The sequence below is a fragment of the Thermoactinomyces sp. CICC 10735 genome (genome assembly GCF_016055175.1).
Classification (GTDB): domain Bacteria; phylum Bacillota; class Bacilli; order Thermoactinomycetales; family Thermoactinomycetaceae; genus Thermoactinomyces; species Thermoactinomyces vulgaris.
Map to the genome: position 1 here is coordinate 299,441 of NZ_JAECVT010000004.1, position 16,318 is coordinate 315,758.

The following is a 16,318-nucleotide window of genomic DNA, read 5'->3' on the forward strand; positions in this document are numbered from 1 at the left end:
CTTAATATTGTCATTTTTTTCTCTTATAAATTTGATAAGATTACTATATACAAGATCATGAAAGCGTTTTTTTGGCATAAAGAGAAAAAAACCGGCGAAGTCCTTGTCTATTTCAATAAGGGGGTTCTTTCGCTTATGATGTTTAAAACCTTATTGGCCAAAATGGGGAAGGGCGGAGCACAGACAGACTTGATTCTGGAAAAGGATCGAGTGCATTTGGGAGATCAAGTGAAGGGAAAATTATTGGTTCGCGGAGGCATCATTGATCAAGAAATCCACCAGATCGCGACCGATCTGATGATTCATATCCGGATGGAACAACAAGTGCATTCCTATTCCATTGCATCATTCCCGTTTCATTCTCCATGCTCTGTTCGTCCCTCGGAAGAAATCACGTTTCCTTTTTCTTTTCGACTGCCTGCAAACCTGCTCGTTTCCGGTTATACCGTCTCCTATCAATTTGTCACCCGGCTGGAAGTGGGTACCGGTGAGAAATACACAAAAACCGATCCGGTCATTATCACCCCGCCCCGTTCTTTTCAACCTTTGTTAAATGCTTTGGAGCAATTGGGGTTCCATGAAAAATACGGCTCCCGCAGCTATGATGGAAAAATGCAAACGTTTGAATTTAATCCCACTGCTTTTTTGAAAAAGAAAGTCCGTGAATTAGAAATGGCTGTTGCCATCGGAAAGGAAACGGTTTATATGTTGGTACAACTGCCATCTCTGGCGGCTTGCCGGGAAATCAAGTTGAAACGCGAATGGTTCAATCAACCGGAACGGCTGAAAAACTTTTTGCAGGCATCTTTATGGGAAATGGTGTATTATCCGGAGCACTGTCAACAAAGCAAAGAAATGTTTTATAAAAAATACTGTTCTCTCCCCGGGTCCATCGGCGCTTTTGCCGGAGAGTGGTCGGAGCATTATGAACACCCGGACTGGGTGATCAATCAGAAAAAGGCTTGACGACGAATCCATCGCCAAGCCTTTTTTGCAATCATGATTCCAATGGAGCTTTCTCCATGGCATCTTCTTGATGTGGTTCCTTTGAATCCAGCGGAGAGACAATGATCCGGGAAATACGCAACTGATCCATCTCTTTGACGGTAAACACCCACTTGTCAAACGATACTTGATCCCCTTCCTCCGGCACTTTATCCAGCTCGGAGAAAAGCCAACCGCCGATGGTGTCATTATCCGGATCCTCGATCGAAATGTTGAAATGTTCATTGACATCCTCGATCAACAAGCTGGCATCGATCAATGTGTCTTCTCCGACTTTTTGGATCAACGGCAGTTCGTTATCAAATTCATCTTGGATTTCTCCAAAGATCTCTTCAATGATATCTTCGGTTGTCAACAATCCTGAGGTTCCGCCGTATTCATCCACAACAATCGCCATTTCCACGCGATTCTTTTGCAAGTTATGGAAAATATCCTTTAACTCCATGGTTTCCGGCACCACCACCACCGGGCGGATGATTTGGGAAATATCCGGCTTTTCCCCTTCCGCAATGTATTTATAAATATCACGGATGTGCACTATCCCTTTGATATCGTCTTTATCCTGACCGCAAACCGGGAAGCGGGTATGATGGTTTTCTTTTATGATTTCAAAATTTTCTTCAAACGAATTTCCTTCAAAAAGGCAAACCATTTTCACCCTTGGTACCATAACTTCCCTGGCGATTCTTTCCGTAAAGTCAAAAACGTTATCAAACAACGTCAATTCGGTTTTGTCAATCACTCCGCTTTTATGGCTTTGCGCGATCAGCATCCGGATTTCTTCTTCCGTATGCGCTTGCTGATCCGCTTTTCCATCGACACCGATTATTTTCAACGCCAAATTGGCTGAAGAGTTCAAAATAAAGATGAAAGGCTTAAACAAATTGTAAAACCAATTGAGCGGTGTTGCCGTCCATAAGGTTGTTTGCTCCGACTGGCGGATGGCCAGGGATTTTGGAGCCATTTCCCCCAAAACAATATGCAAAAATGTGATGATCAAAAATCCGATCACCGCGGAAATGGTATGAATGACCCAGCCGGGCATGCCGAAGTAAGCAAGCACCGGTTCAATCATTCTTGCAATGGCTGGCTCACCAACCCATCCCAATCCAAGCGAAGCCAAGGTGATTCCCAACTGCGTTCCTGACAAGTATGCATCCAAGTTCTTTACAACTTTTTTGGCTACCTGAGCACGGCGTCCTTTCATATTGGCAAGTTGCGTCGCTCTTACCTTGACAATGGCAAATTCTGCAGCAACAAAAAAGCCGTTTAAAAATACGAGAAAAAGCACCAGGATTAATTTCAATATAATACTTATCACTTCGTCCAAATCTTTTTCCCCCTATTAAACACCGCAAAAATCATGAAGTAAAAAGAAATCAAATCTTATTATAACGCATTTTTTCTCATGGGCGTTGATCATTTGATGAAATCATAAACCGGGCAAATCGTCAAGATCACCAGTACCAACAAGGTCAGGTAGTAATCCCGCTTCTGCTGTTTCATCACTGGTGTCTTCTTCATGAAACCGTCGATCCTGACATCCATCCATGCAGAGGAAAAGCCGGCCGACCCATGAATGGAAGACACGGGGGAAGATTGTTCCAAAATCTTCAAAAGAGCGGAAGCCAACGGTTTTAAACCGCATTGCCCGATGGCATGCCGGTCGGCAGCCAGTTCCTTTTCTAAATCATATTGTTTTGACCAGGTTCTGATTAATGGAAAATAAAAAAACCCGGCAGATGCACTTTTGGCAAACCATATTTTTAACGGATCCCTTTGTTTGCAGTGATAAACCTCATGTTCCAACACGGCTTTCAGCTCTTCCTCATGAAGCGCTTCCATCATTCCTTCACTCACCAAAATTTGCGGGCGGAACCATCCGTACGCAAAGGCAAAAGGCTGAGGATGTTTCACCACCTTAAACGGGATTGAGGTCTTCTTTTGCATCTGGTGAACCAACGGGAAAAAGGCATCGGATTGCCATTTTAACAGTTGGTTGATCTTTCGTTTTGTTCGGATCAGAATCGTTGCCGAACGGACGGAAAAAATCATCAGACTGAGGATGAAAATCCCCTGCACAAGATCATGATGGATCCACCGGGACTCCCCAAAAAACCTGTCACAACAGTGATCCATCCATCCGGCCGCAAACCAGTTGAAAACACCCCATCCCACGGTAAAGGCAAAAAGCTTTTGGAACGAACTCATTTTCGTTCCCCTTCCTCTAACTCATTTAACAACTGTTTCAACTTTCTCAGTCCGTCCGGTGCGTTGCCCACCGCATCGACAAATTGGGCAATCGCAATATCCCCGAAATCATCCAAGATACCTTGGATCGTATGAGAGGAAAAATGACGGATCAAATCTTCCGGTTGATAACGTGCTTTGTAAAGATATCTCTTTCCCTTTTTCTTCCGGCTCAACACGCTTTTTTGGTGGAGGCGGTTCATCACCGTCATAATGGTTGTATAAGCGTAATGCTTGTGCGCCGGCAATTGATCCAACACCTCTTGCACGGTTTGCCAATCTTTTTGCCAAATGATTTTCAGGACTTCCAGCTCCAAAGGACCGAATAATTTGCTTAACATCTTGTGTTGTTCTTCTGTCATCATCGTCGTTTCCTCTCCTTCTTTCTTCATTGTATCAGCCTCCGAACCTTTCGGTGGAAAAATTCCATCGAAAAAAGAACTCCGGCTACCGGAGTTCTTTCAACCATGTTCGTTAATGATGTCCCATATGTTCGCCATGCCCGTTGTTTCCCTGCATGGGCATATGCTCCTCATGTCCGGACCCGCCGCTTTTGGGCACAATCTCCAGCAAACGGTCGATTTTCCCTTGAACCGCAAACGGAACCGATTTTTCGGAACCGATCAGATAGGCGTGATTGTAAGGGCCTTCGGTCGGCTCCTTCTCATACCCGGGCTGAAGTGATGTTAAATATTGTTGCAGCGCCGCGGATAAATCGTTCCCCTCCAAAACAAGCATGGGGGCATGTTTTCCAAGATGGGCAAACGAAGCCGAAGCAATGGCGGTGTCCAATGAACCGCTCTTGACAAAGGTCAAGCCATGCCCGGGTTCGGTCACTCCCCAGCCAAATCCGGTTTTTTCATCTTTGAATTTGGCAAAGGCAATCGCATTTTCTTCCGGAACATCTCCTGCAATCCGGACCACTTCCCCATAGGACTGCAATTCTTTTTCCACTTTGGGGGAAATCACTTGTTCCGGCCCCAGCAAATATATTTTTGCTTGCCCCTTCCGTTGTTGAAGTGCCTGCCGGGTGGCTTCCGGAACCGCATCTTTGCTGACATAAAGCAACGGCTCGGGCATATGGGCGATCCAGCCGGCTGCCGGCAAAGTGTAGTCAAGCCGGTCGACCGAACCGACAATCACGTTTTTAGGATACTCTCCCCCGTTTACTTTTGCATAGTAAGCGTCCAGCTGCCGGGCCATTTCAGCAGGATCTTCCCCGTGAATGACATCCACTTTGTACCCTGCATCCGTGATTTGTTTTTTGGCCTTGGGAGCAAAAGAACCGATCATGATCACTTGGGTTCCCTGATTCATCGAACTTCCGGCCGGCTGAAGCCGCTTGATTTCATCCAGCGTCTCTTGCGGGATCTGATCTTTTTTGGCATACAACAGCGGCCCGTTATTCGGATGATGCACCAGAGTGACCGACGGCAAATTGAGTTTGGTTTTGCCGGCTTCTGCAATCAATACCGTTCCCGGCCGGTTTTGCGCATCCGTGGACGGCCAAATCATCCGGGAAATCAGAACCGCAGCCTTGACCGGATCATCCTCATTCACCCGCGTCACATTCTTGGTTTGCAGCACCCATTGTCCGGCGCCTTCCGGCCGGTCCGGTTCCTGCCCCCGGGAACCGCAACCGGCCATCAGCATCGCCACGGCCAGGATCGCCATCCATACCATCCGTCTTCTCCTCATTTTCTCTCCCCTTTTTACAGTCGAAACATTTTATACTACATCATTGTAGTAGTTTGACGGGGATGATTCAACAAAAAAGACGCCCCCTTCGGGACATCTTCGGTCAGGAACTGGAAAACGAAAAATATTTTTTATATTTGCGATGGCGGTAACGGTCCGATGATGAAAAAAACGGAGACGAATAACGGCGACGGCGCGGATATGAACTTGAATACTTGTGGTGGCGCGGGTAAGAGCTGAAATATTTACGCCGGCGGCGGTGCTTGTGCCGGGATGAGGAAAAGAGGCTGCCGAACAATCCGCAGTGATATTGCAAACATTCCAGTTCCTCCCCGATGCGGGACCGGTAAGCCTCTTTGTCCTCTGTAAAAAAGAAACGCCCTGTATCAATCACCCGGATCCGGTTGGTGTCCTTGTCCAACATCAAATTGTTCAGATGGAGATCAGACGGGATGATTCCTTCGTCATAACAATCCTCCACAATTTCCTCGATCTGCGCATAAGTCCGGCTGTCCAGCTTTTCTCCGGACCGGACGGCCTCCGCCAGTGTGAATCCGTCCACTTTCTCGACCACCATCCACCGCTTTCTTTGATCGATGTAATGAAATGCCGGAAATGCGGGATGGCTGTTTAAACCGCTCAATGTTTTGTAATCATCATTCTCGCTGTAATTTTCTTTATACACTTTGACTGCAAATCCGTCATAATCATATACTTTTCCGCTCAACCCTTCCCCAAGCAGGGGATACTCCTCGATTTTCCCGCTTTCAATCAACGCCTCCAAATGGCGGATGGCTCCTTTATCCGTTGCAAAATTCTGTTTTTGGATCACCTACATTTCCTCCTCCATGTTTTCTACCTGAGTATTTCTCGTTTCTCCCACGGAATAAACCTCTTTTGCCCCCGCGAATATGAACAAACGATGAACACAGCGGGTTGCCAAACGAAAGCGTTCACCGGAAAACTTCCCTTTACACAAGGCATCTCCGGTAAACGCTTCCGAATTCTTCAGGAGAATAAATGCCGCTCTTGAAATTCTTTTTCGATCTCCACTGCCAACCGACTCCAATAATGATTCATTTTTTGATCCATTCTTCTTTTGAATAAGGTATAAAGAATGCCGTTCAACCAATTCCATTTCCTGGTTCTTTGTGTAATGACCGTGAGCCGGGTTCCTGCTTCCACCCGTTTGAGCCGGTAAGTATGCGTCAGGTTTTCCTCTTCCGTGGAAACGGTTGTCTTTAATAAGGAAGGAGGAGCATATTCGGCAATTTTCATTTGGATGGTTTCCGTTCCGGCCGGTTTTTCGTACGTGATCCTGAACACTCCCCCCACTTCCGGCTCCATCTCCACCTCTAACACATCCTGATGGGCCCGGCGGCGGATTCTTTCATTCGTTAATTTGGAAAAGCAAAACTCCGGCGGTGCCTGAACATAAAAAACGGACACATGTTCAATGCAGATGGTGTCTTTATTCTTTTGTTTCAGTGGTTTCATGATGTTTCCCCTTATTCCTGATCTAATCTTATTTTACTGGAATTTTTCCACTGTCGATGGAGAAAATATGTTTGATTTCTGCCTGCTTCTCTCTGTTTGTTTTTGTCCACTGTGAGTAAACATTTTTGTGAAAATATGATAAATTAGTATCAGAAACGTTGATATAAAAAGACCGACGCACCTTAATATGTCCTCGTCATGCGGACATATGTGTTTGTGCTCAAGAAAACACGGATGGCGCAAGGAGGAGTTGCCATGGCAAGCAAAACATTAGACCAGTTTTTACATGACAACTTGGAGGATTTAAAAAGCCGGGGCCTTTACAACGTGATTGATCCGCTGGAAAGCCCCAACGGACCCGTGATCGAAATCGACGGCCGGGAATTGATCAATCTTTCTTCCAACAACTATTTGGGTTTGGCAACAGACGAACGCCTGAAAGAAGCGGCATTGGAAGCGGTTCAAAAATACGGCGTCGGTGCCGGTGCCGTTCGCACCATCAACGGAACCCTGAGTCTTCATGTACAGTTGGAAGAAAAACTTGCTGAATTTAAGAATACAGAAGCGGCAATCGCTTATCAATCCGGCTTTAATTGCAATATGGCCGCAATTTCTGCCGTGATGGATAAAAATGATGCCATCTTGTCCGACGAACTGAACCATGCATCCATTATTGACGGTTGCCGCCTTTCCAAAGCAAAAATCATCCGCTTCAATCACTCCGACATGGATGATTTGTATGCCAAGGCAAAAGAAGCCAAAGAATCGGGACAATACAAAAAAATCATGGTCATCACAGACGGCGTTTTCTCCATGGACGGCGATGTCGCCAAGTTGCCGGAGATTGTGGAAATCGCCAACCGTTTTGACCTGATCACTTATGTCGACGATGCACACGGCTCGGGTGTCCTGGGTAAAGGGGCCGGCACGGTGAAACACTTCGGACTGTCCGATCAAGTGGATTTCCAAATCGGAACCTTGTCCAAGGCGATCGGCGTCGTCGGTGGTTATGTCGCGGGCAAAAAGCTGTTGATTGACTGGTTAAAAGTCCGCAGCCGTCCGTTCTTGTTCTCCACCGCCCTGCCACCGGCCGATGTGGCTGCATGCATCAAAGCCATCGAGATTTTGATGAGCAGTACGGAACTGCATGACAAATTGTGGAGCAACGGGCGCTATCTGAAAAATGGCTTGAAGGAACTGGGCTTTGATATCGGTGAAAGTGAAACCCCGATCACCCCTTGCATCATTGGCGATGAAGTGCTCACCCAGAAATTCAGCCGGCGCTTGAATGAAGAAGGCGTTTATGCCAAAGCCATCGTCTTCCCCACTGTTCCAAGAGGAACCGGGCGTGTCCGGAACATGCCGACGGCGGCCCATACCCGGGAGATGCTGGATCGCGTGCTCGCGATTTATGAAAAAGTGGGAAAAGAAATGGGCGTCATTTAATTTGACGAGTTGTGACAGCAGGAGGCGTTTTGCATGAAGAAAATATTGGTTACCGGTGCTTTGGGACAAATCGGTTCGGAACTGGTAATAAAGTTAAGGGAAATTTATGGAGACCACAATGTCATTGCAACGGATATCCGAGAAACCGACAGTACGGTCGTCCATTCCGGACCGTTTGAGATTCTGGATGTGACCGATGGCAAAGCCATGTACAATATTTCCAAAAAATACCAAATTGACACCCTGATCCATTTGGCGGCATTATTGTCTGCCACCGCGGAAAACCGTCCGCTCATGGCCTGGAATCTCAATATGGGTGGACTGATCAACGCACTGGAAGTGGCACGGGAACTTCGTTGCCAATTTTTCACCCCGAGTTCCATCGGTGCTTTCGGCCCGTCTACTCCCAAGAAACATACGCCGCAAGATACGATTCAACGCCCCACCACCATGTACGGGGTAAACAAAGTTTCCGGTGAGTTGCTGTGTGATTATTACTATCACAAGTTTGGCGTGGATACACGGAGTGTGCGTTTTCCGGGGTTGATCTCATATGTGGCTCCCCCCGGAGGCGGAACCACAGATTACGCCGTCGAAATTTACTATGAAGCACTGAAAAAGAAAGCATACACTTCCTATATTGCCCCGGGCACTTACATGGACATGATGTATATGCCGGATGCCTTGAATGCCATCATCACGCTCATGGAAGCGGACGCAGCCAAATTGAAACACCGCAATGCTTTCAATGTGACCGCCATGAGCTTCGAACCGGAAGAAATTGCGGCGGAGATCCGCAAACATATTCCGGAATTTCAACTGGATTATCAGGTGGATCCGGTCCGGCAATCCATCGCCGACAGTTGGCCCGACTCCATTGATGCCACTGCCGCCAAAGAAGAGTGGGGCTTTCATGCCGAATATGACTTGGAAAAGATGACCCAAGACATGCTCACCCGTTTGCAAGAAAAATTTGCGGTGTTGTCGTAAAAAAAGCCGTCTTCCCTCTGATTCCGGGGAAGACGGCTTTTGTCATTCTTTCTCAGATCTCTCTTTTTCTTGCCGGATGATTTGGGTGAACGCTTTGGACTCCGCCACCACGACGCCGGACAAACCGATCAGGCCGATCAAGTTGGGAATGGCCATCAATCCGTTGAAAACATCCGCAATGGACCACACCAACGCCAAATTCAGTCCCGAGCCCAACAACACCGAACAAGTGAAGACCACCCGGTAACCCGTGACCGACCGGGAACCGAACAAATATTCAAAACATTTCTCGCCGTAATAGGACCATCCCAACACGGTGGAATAAGCAAAGAAAATCAAGCCGATCGTAACGATCCATCCGCCCGGGCCCGGCAACAAACGGTTAAAAGTTTCGGTCGTCAATGCCGCTCCCGTCAAATCGCTGCCGACATAGTAGCCGCCCATCACCAGACCGATTCCCGTGATGGAACAAACAACAATGGTGTCCAAAAAGGTTCCCGTCATCGACACCAGCGCCTGCCGTCCCGGATGGTCCGTCTTGGCTGCGGCTGCAGCAATCGGAGCCGATCCCATCCCGGCTTCATTCGAGAATACCCCCCGGGCCACTCCATAGCGGATCACCGTCCCGATCGCTCCGCCGGCAACCGCTTGTCCCGTAAACGCATCCGTAAAAATCAAGGCGAGGGTGGAAGGCAGTTGATCCACATGAAGCACAATGATGAGGAGCCCCCCCAAAACATAGAAGATCGCCATCAACGGAACCAAAAAGCTGGTCACCCGGCCAATCGATTTGATGCCCCCGATAATCACCATCCCGGTGATCACCGTCAATACAACGCCGGTAATCCAGGGATTCACACCAAAACTGGCCTTCATCGACTCCGCCACGGAATTGGATTGCACCATACTGCCAATACCAAACGCGGCAATCGATCCAAACAAGGCAAACAGAACCGCCAGCCATTTCCATCCCAGACCCCGTTCGATGTAATACATCGGTCCGCCGGCCATCTCGTTCCGCTCGCCAACCACCCGGTACTTCACGGCCAAAATCGCCTCTGCATACTTTGTCGCCATGCCAAAAATCGCGGTAATCCACATCCAAAACACCGCTCCCGGCCCCCCGGCAACCACGGCCGTGGCAACCCCCGCAATATTTCCCGTCCCAATCGTCGCAGAAAGGGCGGTCATCAACGATTGAAAATGGGAAATATCCCCTTGCGACTCATGATCCTGTTTCAAGGAAAAGGCGGTTTTCAAAGCGTAAGGAAGTTGGGAAAATTGCAAAAATGACAAACGAATCGATAAATAAATGCCTGTCCCCACCAATAAAACCAGCAAGGGAGGACCCCAAACCACATTCGAAATTTGATCCAACCATTGAGTAAATGATTCCATACCGTTTTCTCCTTTTTGTCTAACACATATCGAATGAATTTTTTTATAATTTTATTTAAAAAGATAATATCACGGCCCCTTCATTTTTTTCAACAGATGTTCACAATTTCCGAAACCGCCAAATAAAAAAGCTGCCCGCCATCGAGCAGCTTTCTTTCAAGAAAATGGATCAAAATACCAAGAAATAAATGATTACCGCCAAGACAATCCGGTATACGGCAAACGGCACCAACTTGACTTTGTTAATCAGTTTCAAAAAGTAGCGAATCGACAACAATGCAAAAAGAAATGCACTGATGAAACCGGCGATAAAGAAAGGAAGAGCATCCGCCGTAAAATACTCCCAGTTTTTAATCAGAGACAGACTGCTCGCCCCGGCCATGATGGGAACGGCCATGATAAAGGTAAAATCGGAAGCAGTCCGGTGGCTCAAACCGATCAAAACCCCGCCGGAGATGGTGGAACCGGAACGGGAAAAACCGGGCCACAAGGCAATACATTGAAACAACCCGACGAGAAATGCGTCTTTGTAACTGATTTGATCCAACGTTTCCACTCTCGGTCTGGTCGGACGGAACCAGTCTGCGACAATCATCAGGATCGCCCCGGCCACCAAACCGACGAGTACCGTGGACATGCCAAAGAGATGTTCATCGATCAAGTCCTCAAATAAAAAGCCCAACACGGCAGCCGGCAGCAACCCGACAAAGATTTGCCCCAAGGTCAGGCGGTCTTTCTTTTCGCCTTCTTCGGATCCTTTTCTTTTCAAGCCCAACAGATCCAGAATCCGGTCTTTAAAGACGATCACCACCGCCAAAATCGAACCCAACTGGATGCACACTTTGAATGTATTGGCAACCGGCTCGGAAAAAATCTCTTTCGTTTTAAAAAGAATGTCATCAACCAAGATCATGTGCCCTGTTGAAGATACAGGAGCAAATTCGGTCAATCCTTCGACCATCCCCAAGATGATCCCAACAAAAATTTCCCACAAGTTCAATGCGCTCACCTTTTCCTTCAGACTTAGTGATGTATTTCCTGTGAAGACTTCGGAAAAAGAAAATCTATCTCCTATAATGGCACAATTCCTTTTTTCTTGACAATGAAAAGTCCAACAGATTTTTTAAATGTTCATAACTATTTTTTATAAAATCGGAGAGAGCAACCGGGAAATCGATTCTTTAAATCGAATCCAGTTGGAACGCCGGTTATACACCTCTTTCGTCAACTCCCGCGAATTTTTGAGATCTTGCTCAAAAATGGTTTGCAGACGTCCGGCCACCTGAACATCAAATAAAAAGGCATTGACCTCAAAGTTTAATTTAAAACTGCGCACATCAAAATTCGCTGTCCCCACCGATGCAATTTTGCCGTCGACCACGATGGTTTTGGCATGGATAAATCCTTTTTCATAGATGAAACACTTCACGCCCACTTTCAACAGTTCCCCGATATAAGAATACGTCGCCCAGTAAACAAACATGTGATCCGGTTGGTTCGGGATCATCAGGCGGATTTCCACTCCGGACAGCGCAGCAATCTTTAAGGCATGCATCAAGCTGTCGTCGGGAACGAAATAAGGTGTTTGAATATCTATGCGTTCCTTGGCGGAATAAATCATTTTTATCATCCCGTTTTTGATTTGTTCCCACTCGGAATCCGGACCGCTGGACACAATCTGAAGTGCCGAAGTCCCTTGGGATGATTTTTCCGGAAAGTAACGTTTTTCATAACGGAGCTCCTTTTCCGAAGCATTGTTCCAATCCAGGAAAAACCGGGATTGCAAAGCATCCACGGAACTTCCCTTGATCCGGAGATGAGTGTCCCGCCAATAACCAAACTTCGGGCTTAATCCCAAATACTCGTCGCCGATGTTGAAACCGCCGACATAGCCGATTTTTCCGTCAATGACAACGACTTTGCGGTGATTCCGGTAATTCACCCGGAAGTTTAAATACGGAATCCATTTGGAAGGAAAAAAGGCAGCTACTTCTCCCCCGGCTTCGATGAGCGGTTTAAAAAAGCGGGGCGGCAGCCAGGCCGATCCCATATCATCATACAGGACGCGCACCTTGACCCCCTCTTTGGCTTTTCGGGTTAAAGCTTGCACAATTTGATTGCCGATCCCGTCGTTTTTAATGATGAAATAAAGCAGATGAATATGATCTTTGGCCTGATCAATATCCTTTAAAAGAGCATGGAATTTTTCCTTCCCGTCTGTGAATATTTTCACTTCGTTGTCCTGGGTGAGCAGCCCGTATCCGCTGACCAGATTCATGTAAATAATGGGCTGGTATTGTTCAATCTCCGGATCCCGGAATTGAAACCGCCGCTCCTCCAACTCCTTGGCTTGTACGGATAATTTACGGACAAAATCTTCGGTGTGCTCGGCATTGAGCTGGAAGATTTTCCGTTTGCTCAGATTTTGTCCAAAAATAATATACAGCATAAAGCCGACAACAGGCAGAAACAGCAGGATCAAAATCCAGGCCCAGGTTGTGGCCACGTTCCGCCTCTCTAAAAATATAATGACGATCGCCAACAGAATATTCACCATGGTTAACAATGAAAGCGAATGTACACCCATGTCCACGAAATTCATCCCACTTCCTCCGCTTTTCCCATATTTTTCATAAACTCTCCAAACAAACCATATAAAACATATGAAAAGGAGAGAAATAGCCATGTCATTCGGTCCCCGTTTTTCCCGACGCATTCGTTTGTTTGCGAGAAGACGCTTTAAAACACACAAAAGAAGACCGAGGTTTGCCCGCTCGTCTTTCAGAACTTCCAATACGTTTTTGAAGCCATCTTCAATGATTTTTCTTGTCTTTCTCGGATTCACTGTATTGACCGGTTACCTTGGTTATACCTTTGTGAACCACCAATTGAAACCCGTATTGGTCGCTCTCGCTGAAGAAGAAGCCAAAAAAACGGCACAAAAAGCATTTTTAAAAGGCATTGAAGAAATGCAGCAAAAGGTGAACCCGGTGGCCACCTTGCAAGTCGACAAACAAAACCGGATCACCGGGGTCCAGTTCAACAGCCAGATGGAAGCCAAAGCCTATCAGGTGGTGACGCAACGGATTCTGAAAGAATTGAGTAAAGAAGAGAACCGGCTGAAACACATTTCTTTTGGGAAAATCTTGCAGAGCAGCATATTTGCCGATATGGGCCCCAATATCCCGGTTCATATCTGGGTCGAAGGAACCCCGCATGTCACCTTTACATCCAGTATCGAAGGAAAAGGAATCAATACCACCTTGATTACCGTAAACCTGCAGGCTGTCATCGAAATGCAGTCGTTATTGCCTTTAACCAATGAACATTATACCCTAAAATTCAACCAGCCCATTGCCCGGCAAGTGATCGTGGGGGAAGTGCCGGATTTTTATCCTTTGGGCCTGAATCCAATCCCCCAAAATGATTAGACTGTTATAATGAAAGAAATGGCTTTTTTCCGCCTGCACCCATCATGACAGGAGGACTGTTTATGCATTCGCATCACCATCATCATACCCCTTCCACCCGTAACCGCCAAAGCCTGACCATGGCACTTGCAATCACTGCAAGTATAATGGTTTTGGAGTTTGCAGGCGGATTATGGACAAAAAGTCTGGCTTTGATATCGGACTCCGGGCACATGCTAAGCGATTGCATCTCACTCGCCCTGAGCCTGGCGGCCTTATGGTTTGCCGCCCGGCCGCCATCAGCCCGCAAAACATACGGCTATTACCGGTTTGAAATCTTGGCGGCGCTTTTTAACGGCGTCACCTTGTTCATCATCGCCGGGTTCATCGTGTGGGAAGCCATCCAACGTTTTTTTGCCCCGCCCGAGATCCAAGGGAACATGATGATGGCCATTGCAACCATCGGACTGATCGCCAATGTGATGAGCGCCTGGATTCTCTTTAAAAAAGGGGATGTGAAAGAAAACCTGAATGTCAAAAGCGCCTACCTGCATGTATTGGGTGACGCCTTGGGTTCACTGGGCGCCATCATCGCCGGCCTCATGATCAGTCTGTTTTCTTTTTACCTGGCCGATCCGCTTCTCAGCATCATCGTTGCCGTCATCATCCTAAAAAATGCATGGGGAGTGATCACCCATTCGGTCCATATCTTGATGGAAGGCACACCTGTCACGGTGGATCGCGAAAAAGTGGAACAAGCATTAAAACAGATTCCCGGTGTCATCAATGTCCATGATCTTCACATCTGGACCATCACGTCGGGCATCGATTCCTTATCTTGCCACTTGCTGGTGGAAAAGGATACAGACCCGCAACAAATCTTAAAAACCGCCATCGAGGTGATCGAACAACAATTTGCCATCCAACACACCACCATTCAAATCGAAACCACTGATTTTCAGCATCAAGCCGGACACCTTCTTCACTGACCAACTTGACAGAAAGGAGCATTCATGATGCAAAACGAAGAACACAAAGAAAACGCAAAACAAGAGAAAAAAATATTATTTACCATCGTTTCCTCCGCCTTTTTGATTGCACTTCTCATCTTGATTTTTGCCATTTCCATCACTTCATAACAAAAGCCCCGGCCGATGTGGCGGGGCTTTTATTCTATCCATTTTCCCGATTGAAAAGCTGTCCCCAAAACCCGGATTGCACCCGGCTTATGGGGTATAAAATTGGAGTTGAGTATTGAGAATTATATCGAGGAAAAAAATATCAAAAGCTGTAGTAGGGATGCAAAACTAAGCCGAAAAATCCAGTCAGTATCAGAGTTTATGAAAAGCAACGAAATATTAGAAAAAGACGATTTAAAGCCTGTACATTTAATAGTTTCCTCTCAAGATTCCTTAGCTTCTACAAATACTCTTAATTCATATGTACACAATCCCAATGTACAGCCTATTCCGAAGGATCTAAAAGTAGCATGGGATAATATTGAAAAGTTTATCAAAGCCCTTTGGGATTAGACAGGTGTGAATGACCTGTCTGTTTTTTTACTCCCCATTCAAGCATGAATCCGCCTTTTTAAGAATAACATTCAGCAAATCCATCCGTTTTGGGGAGCGACGTAAATGAATGAAAAAATCGATATCCGGCAATTCAAGCGTGCCAGTAAAACGGCCGAGTTTGCCGCTTTGTTCCGCACGTTGGAATACTCTTTTCCCAAAGAACGGCGTTTGGTGGAAGATCCGTTTGCATTTCATTTTTTAAGCCGGCCATTGAAATTAATTGCAGCATTGGCCCGCATTCCGGTTGCCAGCTGGTGGATTCCCGGACTGATTGATCGCGTTGAACCCGGAGCCAGGGCTTCCGGCGTGGCCCGAACCCGCCTCATTGACGACCATTTGATCTATGCTTTGTCCCGGGGAATATCACAAGTGGTGATCCTCGGTTCCGGATACGATTCCCGCCCTTACCGCATCCCGGAATGCCGGAAAACCCGGGTGTTTGAAGTGGATCAAGCAGGAATCTTGCGTTTGAAAAGGACAAAACTGGATCGCCTTCTTCACCGGTTCCCCGGGAATGTCTCTTTTGTTAAAACCGATCTGAACATTGAAAAGATCAACGAAACATTGCGGCAACACGGGTTCAACAAAAACAAGCCCGCTTTTTTTATCTGGGAAGGTGTCACCCAATATCTGACCCGCCGCGCAGTGGACCAAACCATGGATTTTATCAGCGGGACGGCCCCCGGCAGCTTTCTGCTTTTCACCTATGTCCATAAAAAAGCGATTGAACAGTGGTTGAACGGGCCAAAAGCTAACTGGATCCGCCGTTGGGTCAAGCAAATGGGGGAACCGTGGATCTTTGGTTTTGATCCCAAAGAGCTCCCGGATTACTTGTACCGTTATGGGCTGGAATTGGTGGAAGATGTGGATTCCAAAACGTTCCGGCAGCGTTATATGAATCCACGAAGTCCCCATATCGAAGAATACCGGTTTTACCGGGCGGCTCTGGCCCGCGTTAAAAGCGAAGAACAACCCCGGATCCGATTCTTTCGATCTTTTTTTCGCCAAATGGAATAAAAAAAGAAACCAATGCCTACAATGAACCTTAAA

General features: G+C 46.9%; 17 protein-coding genes. 8 read left to right on the forward strand and 9 right to left on the reverse strand.

The annotated features are described in order from the left end of the window. Nucleotides 1-135: 135 nt before the first annotated feature. Complete coding sequence (locus tag I8U23_RS10375) at nt 136-966, forward strand: sporulation protein (protein ID WP_165489709.1); 831 nt, start codon at nt 136-138, stop codon at nt 964-966. A gap of 31 nt (nt 967-997) precedes the next feature. On the opposite strand, the gene I8U23_RS10380 is transcribed toward I8U23_RS10375, so the two are convergent. The 6 genes from I8U23_RS10380 to I8U23_RS10405 all read right to left on the reverse strand — a co-directional run bounded on the left by I8U23_RS10380 (nt 998) and on the right by I8U23_RS10405 (nt 6,450). Then, on the reverse strand, nt 998-2,326 hold the full coding sequence (locus I8U23_RS10380) for a hemolysin family protein (protein WP_309485139.1): 1,329 nt from the start codon (nt 2,324-2,326) through the stop codon (nt 998-1,000). Nucleotides 2,327-2,424: 98 nt separating this feature from the next. Next, nucleotides 2,425-3,216: a M56 family metallopeptidase gene (locus I8U23_RS10385; protein ID WP_049719743.1), complete on the reverse strand. Its 792-nt coding sequence runs from the start codon at nt 3,214-3,216 to the stop codon at nt 2,425-2,427. Further along, entirely contained in the window at nt 3,213-3,647 is a 435-nt protein-coding gene (locus tag I8U23_RS10390) for a BlaI/MecI/CopY family transcriptional regulator (protein ID WP_231564581.1), read from the reverse strand. The genes I8U23_RS10385 and I8U23_RS10390 overlap by 4 nt, the downstream gene beginning before the upstream one ends. A gap of 82 nt (nt 3,648-3,729) precedes the next feature. Then, nucleotides 3,730-4,938, reverse strand: coding sequence for a cell wall-binding repeat-containing protein (locus I8U23_RS10395; RefSeq protein WP_138615104.1), 1,209 nt, complete (start codon nt 4,936-4,938; stop codon nt 3,730-3,732). 118 nt (nt 4,939-5,056) lie between these two features. After that, a complete protein-coding gene (locus tag I8U23_RS10400) occupies nt 5,057-5,785 on the reverse strand; it encodes a BUD32 family EKC/KEOPS complex subunit (protein ID WP_198051030.1) in 729 nt (242 codons plus the stop codon). Nucleotides 5,786-5,961: 176 nt separating this feature from the next. Continuing rightward, complete coding sequence (locus I8U23_RS10405) at nt 5,962-6,450, reverse strand: SRPBCC family protein (protein ID WP_037994334.1); 489 nt, start codon at nt 6,448-6,450, stop codon at nt 5,962-5,964. 255 nt (nt 6,451-6,705) lie between these two features. Between I8U23_RS10405 and I8U23_RS10410 the strand changes: the two genes are divergently transcribed. Together I8U23_RS10410 and I8U23_RS10415 are read left to right on the forward strand one after the other, a co-directional pair. Continuing rightward, nucleotides 6,706-7,896, forward strand: coding sequence for a glycine C-acetyltransferase (locus I8U23_RS10410; RefSeq protein WP_037994332.1), 1,191 nt, complete (start codon nt 6,706-6,708; stop codon nt 7,894-7,896). Nucleotides 7,897-7,929: 33 nt separating this feature from the next. Further along, a complete protein-coding gene (locus I8U23_RS10415; protein WP_049719740.1) occupies nt 7,930-8,886 on the forward strand; it encodes an L-threonine 3-dehydrogenase in 957 nt (318 codons plus the stop codon). A 42-nt stretch (nt 8,887-8,928) separates the two neighbouring features. On the opposite strand, the gene I8U23_RS10420 is transcribed toward I8U23_RS10415, so the two are convergent. The 3 genes from I8U23_RS10420 to cls form a co-directional block, all read right to left on the reverse strand. After that, nucleotides 8,929-10,284: an alanine/glycine:cation symporter family protein gene (locus I8U23_RS10420; protein ID WP_037994295.1), complete on the reverse strand. Its 1,356-nt coding sequence runs from the start codon at nt 10,282-10,284 to the stop codon at nt 8,929-8,931. A 169-nt stretch (nt 10,285-10,453) separates the two neighbouring features. Beyond that, nucleotides 10,454-11,284: an undecaprenyl-diphosphate phosphatase gene (locus I8U23_RS10425; RefSeq protein WP_269747553.1), complete on the reverse strand. Its 831-nt coding sequence runs from the start codon at nt 11,282-11,284 to the stop codon at nt 10,454-10,456. Nucleotides 11,285-11,428: 144 nt separating this feature from the next. Next, entirely contained in the window at nt 11,429-12,886 is a 1,458-nt protein-coding gene (cls, locus tag I8U23_RS10430) for a cardiolipin synthase (protein ID WP_049719739.1), read from the reverse strand. A gap of 214 nt (nt 12,887-13,100) precedes the next feature. On the opposite strand from cls, the gene yunB reads away from it, so the two are divergent. From yunB to I8U23_RS10450, 5 genes are all read left to right on the forward strand, one after another. Beyond that, nucleotides 13,101-13,715, forward strand: a complete 615-nt coding sequence (gene yunB, locus I8U23_RS10435) for a sporulation protein YunB (RefSeq protein WP_165489710.1) — start codon at nt 13,101-13,103, stop codon at nt 13,713-13,715. A gap of 62 nt (nt 13,716-13,777) precedes the next feature. After that, on the forward strand, nt 13,778-14,683 hold the full coding sequence (locus I8U23_RS10440; protein ID WP_084712821.1) for a cation diffusion facilitator family transporter: 906 nt from the start codon (nt 13,778-13,780) through the stop codon (nt 14,681-14,683). Between the two features lie 27 nt (nt 14,684-14,710). Continuing rightward, nucleotides 14,711-14,833, forward strand: a complete 123-nt coding sequence (locus tag I8U23_RS13625; protein WP_255347158.1) for a hypothetical protein — start codon at nt 14,711-14,713, stop codon at nt 14,831-14,833. 102 nt (nt 14,834-14,935) lie between these two features. After that, nucleotides 14,936-15,226 (forward strand): hypothetical protein, encoded by a 291-nt coding sequence (locus tag I8U23_RS10445; RefSeq protein WP_049719736.1) that lies wholly within the window; start codon nt 14,936-14,938, stop codon nt 15,224-15,226. A 105-nt stretch (nt 15,227-15,331) separates the two neighbouring features. Beyond that, nucleotides 15,332-16,285, forward strand: coding sequence for a class I SAM-dependent methyltransferase (locus tag I8U23_RS10450; protein WP_049719735.1), 954 nt, complete (start codon nt 15,332-15,334; stop codon nt 16,283-16,285). The last annotated feature ends 33 nt before the right edge of the window (nt 16,286-16,318 follow it).